General features: G+C 71.4%; 18 protein-coding genes. 11 read left to right on the top strand and 7 right to left on the bottom strand.

Going from position 1 to position 14,914, the window contains the following annotated elements; all coding sequences use genetic code 11:
* Positions 1-11 precede the first annotated feature (11 nt).
* On the top strand, positions 12-593 hold the full coding sequence (locus QSK36_RS26760) for a DNA-3-methyladenine glycosylase I (protein WP_285784284.1): 582 nt from the start codon (positions 12-14) through the stop codon (positions 591-593).
* An 86-nt stretch (positions 594-679) separates the two neighbouring features.
* Here QSK36_RS26760 and QSK36_RS26755 read toward each other — a convergent pair whose 3' ends face one another.
* Positions 680-1,459, bottom strand: coding sequence for an enoyl-CoA hydratase-related protein (locus tag QSK36_RS26755; RefSeq protein WP_285784283.1), 780 nt, complete (start codon positions 1,457-1,459; stop codon positions 680-682).
* Between the two features lie 51 nt (positions 1,460-1,510).
* The gene (locus tag QSK36_RS26750) at positions 1,511-2,281 is read right to left on the bottom strand and encodes a PaaX family transcriptional regulator (protein ID WP_139579303.1); all 771 of its coding nucleotides are present in this window, start codon (positions 2,279-2,281) and stop codon (positions 1,511-1,513) included.
* 180 nt (positions 2,282-2,461) lie between these two features.
* Between QSK36_RS26750 and QSK36_RS26745 the strand changes: the two genes are divergently transcribed.
* The 3 genes from QSK36_RS26745 (at position 2,462) to QSK36_RS26735 (ending at position 4,668) form a co-directional block, all read left to right on the top strand.
* The gene (locus tag QSK36_RS26745) at positions 2,462-2,629 is read left to right on the top strand and encodes a DUF3117 domain-containing protein (RefSeq protein ID WP_076433904.1); all 168 of its coding nucleotides are present in this window, start codon (positions 2,462-2,464) and stop codon (positions 2,627-2,629) included.
* A gap of 77 nt (positions 2,630-2,706) precedes the next feature.
* Entirely contained in the window at positions 2,707-4,155 is a 1,449-nt protein-coding gene (locus QSK36_RS26740) for a leucyl aminopeptidase (protein ID WP_285784282.1), read from the top strand.
* A gap of 105 nt (positions 4,156-4,260) precedes the next feature.
* A complete protein-coding gene (locus QSK36_RS26735; RefSeq protein WP_285784281.1) occupies positions 4,261-4,668 on the top strand; it encodes a hypothetical protein in 408 nt (135 codons plus the stop codon).
* 24 nt (positions 4,669-4,692) lie between these two features.
* On the opposite strand, the gene QSK36_RS26730 is transcribed toward QSK36_RS26735, so the two are convergent.
* Positions 4,693-5,322 (bottom strand): O-methyltransferase, encoded by a 630-nt coding sequence (locus tag QSK36_RS26730; RefSeq protein ID WP_142564496.1) that lies wholly within the window; start codon positions 5,320-5,322, stop codon positions 4,693-4,695.
* A gap of 185 nt (positions 5,323-5,507) precedes the next feature.
* Here QSK36_RS26730 and sigE point away from each other — a divergent pair, with 185 nt between their 5' ends.
* The 4 genes from sigE (at position 5,508) to QSK36_RS26710 (ending at position 8,513) form a co-directional block, all read left to right on the top strand.
* The gene (gene sigE / locus QSK36_RS26725) at positions 5,508-6,116 is read left to right on the top strand and encodes an RNA polymerase sigma factor SigE (protein ID WP_079319394.1); all 609 of its coding nucleotides are present in this window, start codon (positions 5,508-5,510) and stop codon (positions 6,114-6,116) included.
* Positions 6,113-6,676: an anti-sigma factor family protein gene (locus QSK36_RS26720; protein ID WP_139579300.1), complete on the top strand. Its 564-nt coding sequence runs from the start codon at positions 6,113-6,115 to the stop codon at positions 6,674-6,676. The genes sigE and QSK36_RS26720 overlap by 4 nt, the downstream gene beginning before the upstream one ends.
* 106 nt (positions 6,677-6,782) lie before the next feature.
* The gene (locus QSK36_RS26715; RefSeq protein ID WP_285784280.1) at positions 6,783-8,072 is read left to right on the top strand and encodes a S1C family serine protease; all 1,290 of its coding nucleotides are present in this window, start codon (positions 6,783-6,785) and stop codon (positions 8,070-8,072) included.
* Positions 8,073-8,165: 93 nt separating this feature from the next.
* Entirely contained in the window at positions 8,166-8,513 is a 348-nt protein-coding gene (locus tag QSK36_RS26710) for a sec-independent translocase (protein ID WP_139579298.1), read from the top strand.
* Between the two features lie 7 nt (positions 8,514-8,520).
* On the opposite strand, the gene QSK36_RS26705 is transcribed toward QSK36_RS26710, so the two are convergent.
* From QSK36_RS26705 to QSK36_RS26695, 3 genes are read right to left on the bottom strand one after another with little or no spacing between them, the layout of a single operon-like run.
* Positions 8,521-9,660, bottom strand: coding sequence for an Mrp/NBP35 family ATP-binding protein (locus QSK36_RS26705; RefSeq protein ID WP_167538812.1), 1,140 nt, complete (start codon positions 9,658-9,660; stop codon positions 8,521-8,523).
* A 17-nt stretch (positions 9,661-9,677) separates the two neighbouring features.
* Positions 9,678-10,172 (bottom strand): DUF1003 domain-containing protein, encoded by a 495-nt coding sequence (locus QSK36_RS26700; RefSeq protein WP_183542462.1) that lies wholly within the window; start codon positions 10,170-10,172, stop codon positions 9,678-9,680.
* On the bottom strand, positions 10,169-11,374 hold the full coding sequence (locus tag QSK36_RS26695) for a magnesium transporter MgtE N-terminal domain-containing protein (RefSeq protein ID WP_183542460.1): 1,206 nt from the start codon (positions 11,372-11,374) through the stop codon (positions 10,169-10,171). Before QSK36_RS26695 ends, QSK36_RS26700 begins: the two co-directional genes overlap by 4 nt.
* A gap of 85 nt (positions 11,375-11,459) precedes the next feature.
* Here QSK36_RS26695 and QSK36_RS26690 point away from each other — a divergent pair, with 85 nt between their 5' ends.
* A complete protein-coding gene (locus QSK36_RS26690; RefSeq protein WP_182899994.1) occupies positions 11,460-12,404 on the top strand; it encodes an EamA family transporter in 945 nt (314 codons plus the stop codon).
* 3 nt (positions 12,405-12,407) lie between these two features.
* On the opposite strand, the gene QSK36_RS26685 is transcribed toward QSK36_RS26690, so the two are convergent.
* Positions 12,408-12,785 (bottom strand): hypothetical protein, encoded by a 378-nt coding sequence (locus QSK36_RS26685; protein ID WP_285784279.1) that lies wholly within the window; start codon positions 12,783-12,785, stop codon positions 12,408-12,410.
* A 35-nt stretch (positions 12,786-12,820) separates the two neighbouring features.
* Between QSK36_RS26685 and QSK36_RS26680 the strand changes: the two genes are divergently transcribed.
* Positions 12,821-13,759, top strand: coding sequence for an HpcH/HpaI aldolase/citrate lyase family protein (locus tag QSK36_RS26680; protein WP_285784278.1), 939 nt, complete (start codon positions 12,821-12,823; stop codon positions 13,757-13,759).
* A gap of 28 nt (positions 13,760-13,787) precedes the next feature.
* Complete coding sequence (locus tag QSK36_RS26675) at positions 13,788-14,891, top strand: CPBP family intramembrane glutamic endopeptidase (protein WP_285784277.1); 1,104 nt, start codon at positions 13,788-13,790, stop codon at positions 14,889-14,891.
* The last annotated feature ends 23 nt before the right edge of the window (positions 14,892-14,914 follow it).

Below are 14,914 nucleotides of genomic sequence, written 5' to 3'. Positions count from 1 at the left end.
GTGGTGACAGCGTGGTGACGGTGTACGACGGGCTGGTCCGCTGCGGATGGGCGGGCACGACGCCCGACTACGTCGCCTACCACGACGAGGAGTGGGGCCGTCCGGTCCACGGGGACGACCTCGTCTTCGAGCGGGTCACCTTGGAGGCGTTCCAGTCCGGCCTGTCGTGGCTGACGATCCTGCGCAAGCGTGACAACTTCCGCAAGGCGTTCGCCGGGTTCTCGATCCCGGCGGTGGCGGCCTTTGACGAGGGCGACGTGGAGCGGCTGCTCGGCGACGCGGGCATCGTGCGCAACCGCGCCAAGATCGAGGCGGCCGTCGCCAACGCCCGCGCCGCCCTTGAGGTGCCGGACGGGCTGTCCGCGCTGGTGTGGAAGTACGCCGAGGAGCCCGGCAGGGTCCCGGCCACTCTCGCCGACGTCCCGGCCCGCACCGCCGGTTCCACGGCGCTGGCCAAGGAGCTCAAGAAGAACGGCTTCCGCTTCGTCGGCCCCACCACGGCGTACGCCCTGATGCAGGCCATCGGCCTGGTCAACGACCACGTGGCCGACTGCCACGTCCGTGCGGCCGTCACCGCCCTGCGCTGCGTTTGATTGCTTCGAAGCGCCTAGCGGCCTTCGCTGTGTTGATTGCTTCGAGGCGCCTAGCGGCCCTCGCTGTGTTGATTGCTTCGAAGCGCCTAGCGGCCTTCGAAGTGAGGGCGTTCCTTGTTGAGGAACGCCTTGGTCGCCGCCGCGTGGTCGGCGGTGGCCGCGCACTCGTCCTGAAGCTCCGCCTCCCGCTCCAGCGCCTCGGCGAGGGAGGACGACGCCGCGTGGTCCAGCGCCGCCTTGGTCGCGGCGTACGCCCGGGTGGGCCCCTGCGCGAGCCGTACGGCGAGGTCGCGGGCGGCGGACGCCAGCCGGTCGGCCGGGACCACCTGCCCGACCAGGCCGAGCTCCAGGGCCGTGGTCGCGTTCACGACGTCGCCGAGCAGCAGCATCTCCCGGGCGCGCGCTGGACCGACGAGCCGCTGGAGGGTCCAGGACGCCCCGGAGTCCGGCGCGAGCCCGATCCCGGTGAACGCCATCGAGAACTTCGCGGTCTCGGCCGCCACGCGGAAGTCGCACGCGAACGCCAGCGAGGCCCCCGCCCCCGCGGCCACCCCGTTGACGGCGGCCACGACGGGCTTGCCCATCGTGGCGACGGCCAGCACGACCGGGTTGTAGTGCTCGCGCACGGTGTTCGCCAGGCCGAGGCCCCGCTCGAGGTTGTCGGCGTGCTCGCGCAGGTCCTGCCCCGCGCAGAAGGCCCGGCCCGCGCCGGTCAGGAGCACGGCCCGCACCGACGCGTCGTCGTCGGCGCGCCGCACGGCCGCGAGCAGGGCGGTCTTCATCGCGACGGTCAGCGAGTTCATCGCGTCGGGGCGGTTCAGCGTGATCGTGGCGACGGCTTCGTCGACGTCATACGTCACGGTCATCTCGGGCGGCTCCATTCAGGTCGTCAATCAGGTCGTCAATCAGGTCGTCAATCAGGTCGTCATCAGATTGCGCTCGACGAACGCGGCGGCGGCGGGCAGCAGCCGGGCGGCCTCCTGCTCGAAGAAGGTGCGGGCCTTCTCGCCCGGCCAGCCCGGCGGCAGCAGGTCGGCGGGCAGCCCAGGGTCGCGGAACAGGAAGTTGCGCCAGCCGTGCACCAGTCTGCTGCGGACCGCGAAGACCCTGTCGTCCGGGGCGTCCTCCGGCAGCGAGCCCACCAGGTCCGCCGCGCTGGCCAGCCAATCCTCGTACGCGCTACCGATGCCGTCCAGGTCCCACGCGCGTGCGAGCAGGTCCCGCGGGTCGCCCTCGTACGCGGCGTCGAACCGGTGGCCGGGGACCCGCAGCGCGTCGAGCTCGGGCGAGGGCCGCGGGCCGATCCAGGTCGTCTCCGACAGCGGGGCGTACCCGAGGAAGGCGAGGTCGGCGCGCAGCCGCTCGCGCCGTGCCCGGTCCCTGACCGGTTCGAGCACCAGGACGTGCCAGCGGCCGGCCCACGGCGCGTCGCCCCGCCGGTAGACGCGGGCCGCCGTCTCGTCGAGCCTGCGCTCGCATTTCGGCGTGACCGCGTACCCCGGTCCCTGCGGCAGCCGTACGGGGTCGAGCCAGCCCTGCCGGACCATGCGGGATATCGCGGTCCTGACGGCCGGCGCCGCGATGTCGAGCGGCGAGAGCAGCCTCACGAGCGCGGCCACGGAGGCACGGCCGCCACGGGTGCGAAGGTGGTCCCCATAGAGATCGAAAAGCGCGGCTCGGGCGTTCACCCCACCCAGTGTGGGGTCACGTCCGGTCCGCCCACAACGCGTGTCCCGTCGCATTGATCCACTGACCGGAGCCGGGCCGTTACCTTTTTGAGCTCGGAGGCGGGATAATAGAACATCACAGAAACGTGAATACGCCGGTTACCCTCCGGGGCGGCCGACAACGCGGGAAGGGATACACGCATGGCGGCGATGAAGCCGCGGACCGGTGACGGTCCGCTGGAGGTCACCAAGGAAGGACGGGGCATCGTCATGCGGGTCCCTCTCGAAGGTGGCGGCCGACTCGTCGTGGAGCTGTCCGCGGACGAGGCCAGCGCCCTCGGTGACGCGCTTAAGAAGGTGGTCGGCTGATTCGTCAGCCGACCTGTTCGATTCACGGCCCTGGCGGCGGGTGATCCCGCCCCGGGGCCGCCCTGTTGGAGGTGGACGTGCCCATCGAGACCACGCCGGTCCTCACCGGTTCTCACGGTGCCGGGCCCGCGCCGGACGCCGACCTGGTGGCCGTGCCTTTCGGTCCCGGACCGGCCCCTGCCCCGGCACCCTGGCTGGAGTCTCCCGTACCGGTGGACGCGCTGCTGGCGCACTACGAGGCCAAGGGAGAGCCCGGCGAGGTCGTGGAGGTGCCCACCGTCCGGGACGGCGGCGTGCGGCGCGTCCTGCTGTACGGCACCGGCGACGGCTCGGCCGCCGCGCTGCGCAAGGCCGGGGCGGCCGTCGCGAGGCGGGCGAAGGGCCGGGCGTCGCTGTCGGTCGTCGTCCCGTCCGACGGGGACGCGGCCGCCCTGGTCGAGGGCGCGCTGCTCGCGGCGTACACGTTCACCATCGGCAACGGCCGCACGAAGCCGTGCGGGGAGATCGTCTTCGTCGGCGGGGACGAGCGTGACCTGAAGCGCGGCGAGGCGGTCGCGCGGGCCACCGCGCTCGCCCGTGACCTCGTCAACACCCCCTCCTCGGTGAAGACGCCCGCCTGGCTCGCCGAGCAGGCGAAGGCGGTCGCCGCCGAGTCCGGGCTCGACGTACGCGTGTGGGAGGAGCCCGAGCTCGGCGAGTTCGGCGGCATCCGGGCGGTCGGGCAGGGGTCGGTCAGTCCGCCGTGCCTGGTCCAGCTCTCCTACACGCCGGAGAACCCGCGCGCCCATGTGGTGCTCGCCGGCAAGGGCATCACGTTCGACACCGGCGGCCTGTCCCTGAAGCCCACCGAGGGCATGAAGGCGATGAAGACCGACATGGCGGGCGGGGCCGCCGTCATCGCCGCGATGAGCGCGCTGGCGGCCTTCGAGGCGCCGGTGCGGGTCACCGGCCTCGTGGCGTGCGCGGAGAACTCCATCTCCGGCTCGGCGCAGCGGCCCGGAGACGTCATCACCCAGTACGGCGGGCGCACGGTCGAGGTGCTGAACACCGACGCGGAGGGCCGTCTGGTGCTGGCCGACGCGCTGGCGTACGCGCACGCCGAACTGGACCCGGACGTCGTGATCGACGTCGCCACGCTTACCGGCGCGGCCAAGGTCGCGCTCGGCGTGAACCTGGGCGCGCTCTACGCCACCGACGAGTCGCTGGCCGCGGACCTGATCGCCGCAGGGGAGGCCGGCGGAGAGCGGCTGTGGCGGATGCCGCTCGTCGAGGACTATCGCGCGATGCTCGACTCCGACGTGGCCGACCTCGCCAACGTCGACAGGACGATGTCGGGCGCGGCGGGGTCGATCGCCGCCGCGCTGTTCCTGCGGGAGTTCACCGGCGCGCGGCCCTGGGCGCACCTGGACATCGCCGGGCCCGCGCGGGCCGCCTCCGACGAGGGCGAGACCACCAAGGGCGGCACCGGCTTCGGCGTCCGCCTGCTCCTGCGCTACCTCACCGCTGTTCCCGCGAACGACGTCTGACGGGCTCGATCGCAAAGCCCGCCACTGCGAACTTTCCGGCGACTTCCGCTCTCCAACCCCCTGGAAGAAAACACTGGAAGCCGCACAAAACGGAAGGGAACCGCGATGAGGAAGCTGCTGCTCGCCACGGCCGTCGCCGGTCTGGCCTTCGCCACTGTGGGCGCCGCCTCGGCCTCCGCCTCCGTCTCCGCCGCGGCCTCGCCGCTCGCCACGGCGCGGATCGGCGACGGTCACGGCAACGCGCTGGCGGAGGCCACGCTGACCGACCGCAACACGATCATCATCTGCGACCGCAGCACCGACCACCGCTACGCCATGGCCAAGATCCGCTACGGCGGTCACACCTACCGCTACATGAACTTCTACAAGGACGTGGACTGCGTCGAGCAGAAGACCAGGAAGATGAACAGCGGAAGGATCGAGTTCTGGGCCTGCGTGAGCACGCCGTACAAGCTGCGGTTCGCCCGCTGCGGGGTGAAGCAGACCCTGGTGAGGGCGTACAAGATGACGTGAGGCGGAGCGCTCGGCGGGCGCCGGTCAGTCGAGCCTGACGGCGGCCAGCAGCCCGGAGCCGAGCGGCAGCATCAGGGGGCGCAGCCGTTCGTCGTTCCTGACGAGTTTGCCCAGCTCCCGGATCGCGACCGTGTCCGGGTCGCGTTGAGTGGGGTCGGCAACCTGGTCGTCGCAGAAGGCGTCGCCGAAGACGACGACCCCGCCCCGGCGCAGGAGCCGTACCGACTCGGTGAGGTAGTCGATGTACTCCTGCTTGGCCGCGTCGCAGAAGACCATGTCGTAGCCGCCGTCGGCGAGGCGGGGAAGGACGTCGAGGGCGCGGCCGCCGATCAGGCGGATGCGGCTGCCGGAGAACCCCGCCTCCGCGAACGTCTGCCGAGCCATGCGCTGATGCTCCGGCTCCACGTCCACGCTCGTGAGCGTGCCGTCCGGGCGCATGCCGCGCAGCAGCCACAGGCCGGAGACCCCGCACCCGGTGCCGACCTCCACCACCGAGCGTGCGTTCACCACGGTGGCGAGGAAGCAGAGCGCCGCTCCGCACCCGGGCAGGATCGGGCGCGCCCCGACCTCGATGCCCCGCCGGCGCGCGGTCCGCAGGATGTCGTCCTCCGGGACGAACTCCTCCGCGTACTCCAGGCTGGCCGGTGTCGCCATCGGCCTCTCCCTCCCCTGCTTCATCTTGGACGCAGCCTAGGGGAGTCGGACCGGAACGGGAACTCACGCCACAACGGGGACGTTGCACGCTTTGAACGGTCTTTGTTCGAGACCGCTCAGCTCGCGGTGCGCAGGAAGGGGCGAAACCAGGCACTATGGCTGTAGCGACGATCCTGCAGAGAGGAATGCCGGTGGACGAGCACGACCACCAGGCGGAGACTTCGGTGTCCGACTGGACGCCTCCCACCTGGGAGGAGGTCGTCCGAACTCATTCCGCTCGGGTCTACCGGCTGGCCTATCGGCTGACGGGCAACGTCCACGACGCCGAGGACCTCACTCAGGAAGTCTTCGTCCGGGTCTTCCGGTCCCTGTCGAGCTACACCCCGGGCACGTTCGAGGGGTGGCTGCACCGGATCACGACGAACCTCTTCCTCGACATGGCGCGGCGCAGGCAGCGCATCCGCTTCGAGGGGCTGGCGGACGACGCCGCCGAGCGGCTGCACGGCCGCGAGCCGTCCCCGGCGCAGGCGTACGACGACGCGCACCTGGAGCCCGACATCCAGGCCGCGCTCGACGCCCTGGCGCCGGAGTTCCGGGCGGCCGTGGTGCTGTGCGACATCGAGGGACTGTCCTACGAGGAGATCGCCGCGACGCTCGGCGTGAAACTCGGCACGGTGCGCAGCCGCATCCACCGCGGCCGCGCCCAACTGCGGGAGGCGCTCGACCACCGGGCGCCCTCCGCGAACCGGAACGGCGATCAAACCCCCCCTTCAATCAGCAGGGAGGGACTGTGAGTCATCTTGGCGAGCGCGTCTCCGCGCTCATCGACGGCGAACTCAGTCACAACGAGCGGGAACGCGCGCTCGCGCACCTGACGTTCTGCGCGGACTGCCGCGCGGAGGTCGACGCGATGCGGGCGCTGAAGACCCGCCTGCGGTCCATGGATCCGCCCGCCATGCCGGCGGACCTCACCATGTCGCTGCTGCGCATGGCGGAGCCGGGAGGGCCGTTGCCGCCGCGGATGCGGCCCTTTCCCGACCATCCGGCCTTCGGCACCGGGCGGCTACCCGGCATGCACGCCGCCGGGCCCATGGACAACCGGCCCAGGGGCCGGGACGACGGACGATCGGGGCCGGGGCGGCCCGGAAGGGCCAGACGCGCGGGATACGTCGCCGTGGGAATGGCCGGCGCCGCCGTCGCCCTCGGCACCATGCTCATGGCCGGGGGATCCACGGCCACCCCGAACCCGACGCCCGGCCAGATGTTCGTACAGCATCCCGCCCAGAACAGGGCGCCCGTGGTGAGCGTGTCGCCCACCCCGTCACCCAGCGTCACCAGGGGGCTTTCGCGCTGATTCGAGGAATCGGCATACGATCGGACACTGTAGCCGACGTGTGCCGCTTCCCTCGTTGCCGCGGCTGCCCAGCGGATGACGCCGTGTGCGAGGAGTGACTGCCGCGATGACCGACAACACGCGTCCGTACGGCGCGTCGGACCGGCCCGAGTTCCTTCCCGCGGGCGAGGAGCCGCAGGGCTCTCCGGGCGGCCCTCCGCCCTCCACCGGCGCGTACGGCATGGGCCCTGGATGGGCTCCGCCGCCGCTGTATCCCGTCGTGCCGCAGCGGGAGCCGCGCGGCCCCAACATCGCGCTGTACGCCGCCCTGGCCGTGGTCATCGCGCTCGTGGCGGGCGGGCTGGCGAGCTGGGGCACGTTCCTGCTGACGCGTCCGTCCTCCGGCATCGATCCCGGATACGCGCTGAGCACGCCGTCGAAGCAGCCCACGGCCCGGCCGCCCGAGTCGGTGGCCGGGGTGGCCGCCAAGGTCCTGCCCAGCGTGGTCTCGCTTGAGGTCAAGGGCAACAGCGAGTCCGGCACCGGGTCGGGCTTCGTCATCAAGGGCGGTTACATCGTCACGAACAACCACGTCGTGGCCGTCGCGGGACAGGCCGGGGAGATCCGCATCCGCTACAACGACCGCACCTCCTCGGGGGCGCGCGTCGTCGGCCGCGACCCCAACTCCGACATCGCGGTCGTCAAGCCCGACGGGACCGTCAAGGCGCCGGAGCTGTCCCTCGGCAACTCCGACGGCGTGGTCGTCGGCGACCCGGTCATCGCGGTCGGCTCGCCCCTCGGCCTGTCCGGCACGGTGACCACCGGCATCGTCAGCTCGCTCAACCGGCCCGTCGAGGCGGGCGGCAGCACCGGGTCCGACTACGCGCTCATCAACGCGATCCAGACGGACGCCGCCATCAACCCCGGCAACTCGGGCGGCCCTCTGGTCAACGCCGCCGGTGAGGTCATCGGGGTGAACTCGGCGATCGCCACCGTCGGCGGGTCCCTGCTCGGCCAGCAGTCCGGCAGCATCGGCCTCGGCTTCGCGATCCCGGTGAACCAGGTGCGCCGGATCGCCAAGGAGCTCATCACCACCGGAACGGCCCGCACCTCCAGGATCGGCATCACGATCGACCAGAGCTACCAGGGCCAGGGGGTGCGGATCGCCACCCAGACCGAGAGCGGCGCCGTGCCGGTCACGCCGGGAGGTCCGGCCGCGAAGGCAGGCCTGCACGCGGGGGACGTCATCCTGGAGGTCGACGGCCAGCCCGTGAGCGACAGCCGGGAGCTGATCGTGACCATCCGCAGCAAGGCCCCCGGCGACCAGGTGCGGATCAGGTTCCGGCACGACGGCGAGGTGCGGACGGCGACGGTCACGGTCGGCGCGGCTCCCGCCCCCAGCGCGCGGCCCTCCTGAAGCCGGCCTCATGAAGCAGGGCGTCCGCTGTCCACAGCTTGGGGCGCGGGCATTAGTCTGATTTCAGCGTCGCACGTGCAGGAGGAGATCGCCATGTTCGGACTCGGCTGGGGGGAGGCCCTGGCGCTTGTGGTGATCGCCCTACTCGTCTTCGGACCGGAGAAGCTGCCACAGGCCGCCTCGCAGGCGGGCCGTACGCTGCGGCAGCTCCGGCAGATGGCCAACAACGCGAAGGCGGACCTGCAGGCCAACATGGGGCCAGAGTTCGCCAACTTCGACCCGGCCGACCTCAACCCCAAGAACTTCGTGCGCAAGCACCTGCTCGACGACCTCGAGAACGACTGGAACAGCACCCCGGACACGACGGCCGAGCCGGTCGCCGCCCCCACGCCGGAACTGGGCGTGGGGGAGATCCCGCCGTACGACAACGAGGCGACCTGACCGGGGGCTAGTGCTTGACCGGTGAGATGTCGAGCTTCAGGCCCTTGAGGCTGGTCGACTTCTTGCCGAGCCCGGCCGCGATCCTGCGCAGCTCGGCGGCCGCCGGGGCGTCGGGGTCGGTCAGCACGAGCGGCTTGCCCTCATCGCCGCCCTCACGCAGCCGCATGTCGATCGGCACCTGGCCGAGCAGCGGCACGCGCGCGCCCAGCGTGCGGGTCAGCGCGTCGGCCACGGTCTGGCCGCCGCCCTCGCCGAACACCGAGATGCGCTCGTCGCAGTGCGGGCAGGGCAGCCACGCCATGTTCTCGATGACGCCCGCGATCTGCTGGTGGGTCTGGGCGGCGATCGACCCGGCGCGCTCGGCCACCTCGGCGGCGGCCTGCTGCGGGGTCGTCACGACCAGGATCTCGGCCGTGGGCATGCGCTGGGCGACCGAGATCGCGATGTCGCCGGTGCCCGGGGGCAGGTCCATCAGCAGGACGTCGAGGTCGCCCCAGTAGACGTCGGTGAGGAACTGGTACAGCGCGCGGTCGAGCATCGGGCCGCGCCACACCACCGGCGTGTTGCCCTCGGGCTTGAACATGCCGACCGAGATGACCTTGATGTCATGCGCCACGGGCGGCATGATCATGTCCTCGACCTTGGTGGGCCGCTCGCTCACGCCGAGCATGCGCGGCACGGAGTGGCCGTAGATGTCGGCGTCCACGACGCCGACCTTCAGGCCCTGGGAGGCCATCGCGGCGGCGAGGTTCACCGTGACCGACGACTTGCCGACGCCGCCCTTGCCGCTCGCGACGGCGAACACGCGGGTCAGCGATCCGGGCTTGGCGAAGGGGATCTCCTTCTCGGGCCCGCGGTCGCCGCGCAGCTTCGTCTGCAGTTCCTTGCGCTGCTCGGCGCTCATGACGTCCATGTCCACGTGGACGCGGGACACGCCGTCGATCCGGGACACGGCTCCGGTGACGTCGCGGGTGATGGTGTCCTTCAGCGGGCAGCCGGCGACGGTCAGGAGCACGCCAACGCGCACCACCCCGTCGGGGGAGATGTCGACGTTCTTGACCATGCCGAGCTCGGTGATCGGCCGGCGGATCTCCGGGTCGTTCACCGTCGCCAGCGCGGCCATGACCAGTTCAGGGGATGGTGCCATGAATCCATGCTATGGACTCAGCGGGAATCCTCCGAACCCGCCCCGCGTGATCTGGCCCCGGACTCGCTCAGCTCCTCCTGCAGGCGCTGGAGCTCGGAGCGGATGTAGTCACGCGTGGCCACCTCGCCGAGCGCCATGCGCAGGCCGGCGATCTCCCGGGTGAGGTACTCGATCTCGGCCTGATTGCGCTCGGCCGTCATCTTGTCCTGCTCGTACTGGATGCGGTCGCGGTCGGCCTGCCGGTTCTGCGCCAGCAGGATCAGCGGCGCGGCGTACGACGCCTGGAGCGAGAGCATCAGGGTCAGGAAGATGAACGGATAGGGATCGAACGTGTACGGCGCGAACACGTTCCACAGCAGCCACACCCCGACGAACACGGTCATGTAGACGATGAACCGCGCCGTGCCGAGGAACCGCGCGAACCGTTCCGAGAACTCGCCGAACGCCTCGGGGTCGTAGTAGAGCCGCAGGCGGTAGGTCAGTTCGCGCGGCTGGTCGAGGCGTTCTGTCATGGGCGTTCCCGCCAGTCCTCCGGCAGCATGTGGTCGAGCACGTCGTCGACGGTCACCGCGCCGAGCAACCGGCTCAGCTCGTCCACGACGGGGACCGCGACCAGGTTGTACGTCGCGAGGTACGACGCCACCTCGTGCACCGTGAACTCGGGCCTGATCGGGTCCACCGTGATGTCTATCACGCTGCCGAGCATCGTCGACGGCGGCTCCCTGAGCAGTCGCTGGAAGTGCGCCACCCCCAGGAAGCGCCCGGTCGGCGTCTCGCTCGGCGGGCGGGTCACGTACACCTGGGCGGCGATGGCGGGGGACCGCTCCTCCTGACGGATGTGCGCGAGGGCCTCGGCCACGGTCGAGGTCGGCGGGAGGATGACCGGCTCGGTCGTCATCATGCCGCCGGCGGTGAACTCGCCGTAGGTCAGCAGCCGCCGGACCGGCGCGGCCTCCTCCGGCACCATGAGCCGCAGCAGCCCCTCGGCCTGCTCCGCGGGCAGCTCCTGCAGCAGGTCGGCGGCGTCGTCCGGGCTCATCTCCTCAAGCACGTCGGCGGCACGCTCCCGGTGCAGCCGGCTCAGCACGAGCACCTGGTCGCGCTCGGGCAACTCCTCCAGCACGTCGGCGAGCCGGTCGTCGTCCAGGGCGGCGGCGACCTCGGCCATCCGCTTGGTGGGCAGTTCGTGCAGCATGTTCGCCAGGTCGGCCGGGCGCAGCGCCTCGAAGACGGCGAGCAGGTTGGCCGCGCCCTGATCCTTCTGGATGCCCGCGAAGCCGGTGATCTCGTCCCAGTCGACGATCAGCGTCTCGCCCCTGCGCCGCGTCCCGCGGCGCACCGCGACCTTCGTGATGAGCCAGTCGGACGGCCGCGGCTGCTCCATGGCCAGGTCCTGCACGGTCACCCGCTCGCCCTTGTACTCGACGGTGCGGTCGAGCATCTCCCCTATGGCCAGGGTCTCGGCGTCCCGGCACTCGAACCTGCGCATGTTGAGCTTGCCGGTGAAGATGAGGGCGCGGGCCTCGATGCTTGTGATCCTGGTGATCGGCAGGAAGACCCGGCGGCGTGGCTGGACCTCGACGACGAAGCCGTGGACCCGGGGGAGCAGCGGTCCCCGCAGCGAGACGACGACGTCCCGGATCCGGCCGATCTGGTCGCCGGCCGGGTCGAAGACCGCCAGCCCCGCCAGGCGGGCCACGAAGATCCGATCCACTCTGTCAGGTTACGCAAGGATGCGGACCGCTCCGGGTTATGACAGGATCAAAGCCGTTTATTGGTAATTACATGGGCAGGTGACGATGAGGGCTGTCAGCCTGGCGATCGCGGGCGTCTCGGCCTTCTGCTTCGGGTTCTCCGGACCGATGGCGAAGATCCTCGGCATGGCGGGGCTCACGCCGCTGGAGGCCGTGTGGGTCCGCATGGCGGGGGCCGGCGTGCTCCTGCTGGCGGTCCTGGCCGCCGTCAGGCCGCGCGCGCTGCGCATCCCCCGCGACCGCCTGCTGTTCTTCGCGGCGTACGCCGTGATCGCCGTGGCCGCCGTGCAGGCCCTGTACTTCGTGGCCATCACCCGGCTGCCGGTCGGTGTGGCGCTGCTGATCGAGTACACCTCGCCCGTGATGGTGGTCCTGTGGGTGCGGTTCGTCCGGCGGCTACGGCTGCCGCGCTCGGCCTACCTGGGGGCGCTGATCGCGGTCGTCGGGCTGGCGATCGTCGTGCAGGTCTGGGAGGGGCTGCGCCTCGACGCGCTCGGGCTGCTGCTCGCCCTGGTCGCCGCCGCCTGCTGCGCCGGATATTTCCTGATGAGCGATTCGTTCGGGGACGACGTGGACACGCTGGGCCTGATCGGCTGGGGCATGCTCGGCTCGGCGGTGGTCCTGCTGCCCCTCTCCCGGCCCTGGAACATCGACTGGCCGGCGTTCAGCCGCGCCGTCGAGGTCTCCGGTCACACGGTGCCGGTCGCCGCGGCCGGCGTCGTGCTGGTCGTGGTGGCCACCGTGGTCGCGTACGCGACCGGGGTCACGGCCGTGCGGCGGCTGTCGGCCGCGGTCGGGGCGACGGTCGCCTCGGTGGAGGTCATCGCGGGGGCGGTGGTCGCCTGGGTGCTGCTCGGCGAGCGGCTGGGCGCCGCCCAGATCGCCGGAGGCGTGATCGTGCTCGCCGGGGCCCTGCTGGCCCAGACCGCGACCGTACGGCTCGGCTCAGAGCACCACAGCGTCGAGGTGACCGAGACCGTGCGCGTGTGAGGCTCAGGCGCGGGGGGTGAGCCGTAGGACGGTGGACCCCTCGGCCCAGCGGGCGGTCAGACCGGCGGCGTCGCGGGCGTTCAGACGCTCCTTGGCCAGCGCGGCCACGGCCTCGGGGGCGGCCGCCTGGTCCACCACCTCGGCGACGGCGGGGAAACGGACGAGTTCGGCGCCGTTGTCCTTGCTGCGCAGCACGACCTCGATCTCGCCCCGCCCGGCCGCGACCTCGGCCAGCCCGGGCAGGGACTGCTCCTCCCCGCCGGCCACCACGTAGACCGCGCCGTCGTGCCACACGTGCCAGGCCAGCCGGGTCCCGGACGGCAGGCCGAGCCAGAGCACGTTGGACTTCTTCGCGCCCTCTTCGATCACCGGGAGGTTCATGCCTCCCAGCCTATTGACCGCGCTACGGTGTGCCCATGCGCGCTCGACGTTCGTGCCTGGCGGTGCCGGGCAGCAACCCGCGTTTCCTGGACAAGGCGCAGGGCCTGGCCGCCGACGAGGTCTTCCTCGACCTGGAGGACTCCGTCGCCCCCGGCGCGAAGGACGAGGCGCGCCGCAACGTCGTCGCCGCGCTCAGGGAGGGCGACTGGACGGGGAAGACGGTCGTCGTCAGGGTCAACGACCTCACCACCCGCTGGACCTACCGGGACGTCATCGAGGTCGTCGAAGGCGCCGGCGACCGGCTCGACTGCCTCATGCTGCCGAAGGTCGGGGACGCCTCCCACGTGGCCTGGCTCGACACCCTTCTCGGCCAGATCGAGCGGGCCACCGGCCTGCCCGAGGGCGGCATCGGCATCGAGGCGCAGATCGAGGACGCCCGGGGCCTCGTCAACGTGGACGACATCGCCGCCTCCTCGCCCCGGCTGGAGACGCTGGTCTTCGGCCCGGCGGACTTCATGGCCTCGATCGGCATGCGGACGCTCGTCGTGGGCGAGCAGCCCCCCGGGTACGGCGAGGGGGACGCCTACCACTACATCCTCATGCGCATCCTGATGGCCGCCCGCGCGCACGGCCTCCAGGCGATCGACGGACCATACCTGCAGATCCGCGACCTGGACGGCTTCCGCCGGGTGGCCATGCGGTCGGCCGCCCTCGGGTTCGACGGCAAGTGGGTGCTCCACCCGTCGCAGGTGGAGGCGGCCAACGAGGTGTTCTCGCCGTCGCAGGAGGACTACGACCACGCCGAGCTCATCCTCGACGCGTACGAGTACTACACGACGGTCGAGAAGCGTGGCGCGGTCATGCTGGGCAACGAGATGATCGACGAGGCGTCGCGGAAGATGGCCCTGGTGGTGGCGGCCAAGGGCCGAGCCGCCGGCCTTCCCCGGTCCAGCTCCTTCACCCCGCCCAGCTGATCACCCGCGGCACGCGAAGAATGGACATATGAACGAACCACAGCCGGGCCCGGATCAGGCCGCCGGCCCGAACCAGCTGCCCGGTCCCTACCTGGCGCCCGGGCCGTACGCGGGCGGGACCGCCTGGCCGGCCGGTCCGCCGCAGCCGCTGCCGCAGCCGCCGCCGCACCCTGCGGCCCAGCCGCAGTGGTCCTATCCGGGGCCGTACGCGTGGGGGCCGCCCCCGCGTACCCGCTGGGACGTCCCGGCTCCACCCGGCACGCGTTACGACCGCCTGGCCCGTACGCCGTTGCACCGCTGGTGGCGGCCGATCCTCGGCACGGCGGCGATCATCGCGGCCTTCCTGGCGCTCTCGATCGCCGTCGGCCTGGTGGCCTTCGTGGTCTCGCTGGTCACCGGCGTGCCCATGGTGCGGACGGGAACCCGGCTGTTCGCCGATCCCGTCCTCGACCTCGGGTTCCAGCTGGGGGTCATCGCGCTGTTGCTGCCGCTGGTGCTCGGCGCGGCGTGGCTGTTCCAGCGAAGGCCGCCGGGGTCACTGTCGTCGGTGGCCCTGCGGCTGCGGTGGCGATGGCTGGGGGCCTGCCTGCTGGTCGCGCTGGTGGCGGTCGTGCTCGGTCAGGCGGTCGAGGCGGGGACGCTGATGTCCGCAGGGGTGGATCCCGGATTCCGCTGGGCGGGCTGGGAGGAGTTCCTCCCGGCCATCATCGTGATCCTGCTGCTGGTGCCGTTCCAGTCGGCGGCCGAGGAGTACGCCTACCGCGGGTGGATCATCCAGGGGTTCGGGGCGTACCTGCGCAATCCGTGGCCGGCGATCCTGGTGGGCGCGGCGGCCTTCGCCGCCTCGCACGGCTACACGGGCTGGGGAATCGTCTACGTCTTCGCGTTCGGCATGCTCATGGGGTGGCTGGCGGTCCGCACCGGCGGACTGGAGGCGCCGATCGCCCTGCACGCGACCAACAACATCGTGGCGTTCGGAGTCGTCGCGGCCTCGGGGGACATGGGAAGCGCGATGGAACAGGGCGAGGTGCCCTGGGAGGCGCTGATCGGATCGGCCGTCCAGTTCGCGGTTTTCGGCGTCGGCGTGCTGATAATCGCCCGAAAGTGGGCAATTCAGACTCTCTCCCGATAAATCTCACTAGAGAGGTATGGCCC

It is taken from the genome of Microbispora sp. NBRC 16548, assembly GCF_030268985.1.
GTDB lineage: Bacteria > Actinomycetota > Actinomycetes > Streptosporangiales > Streptosporangiaceae > Microbispora > Microbispora catharanthi.
This window is presented reverse-complemented; position numbering and strand designations above follow the sequence as displayed.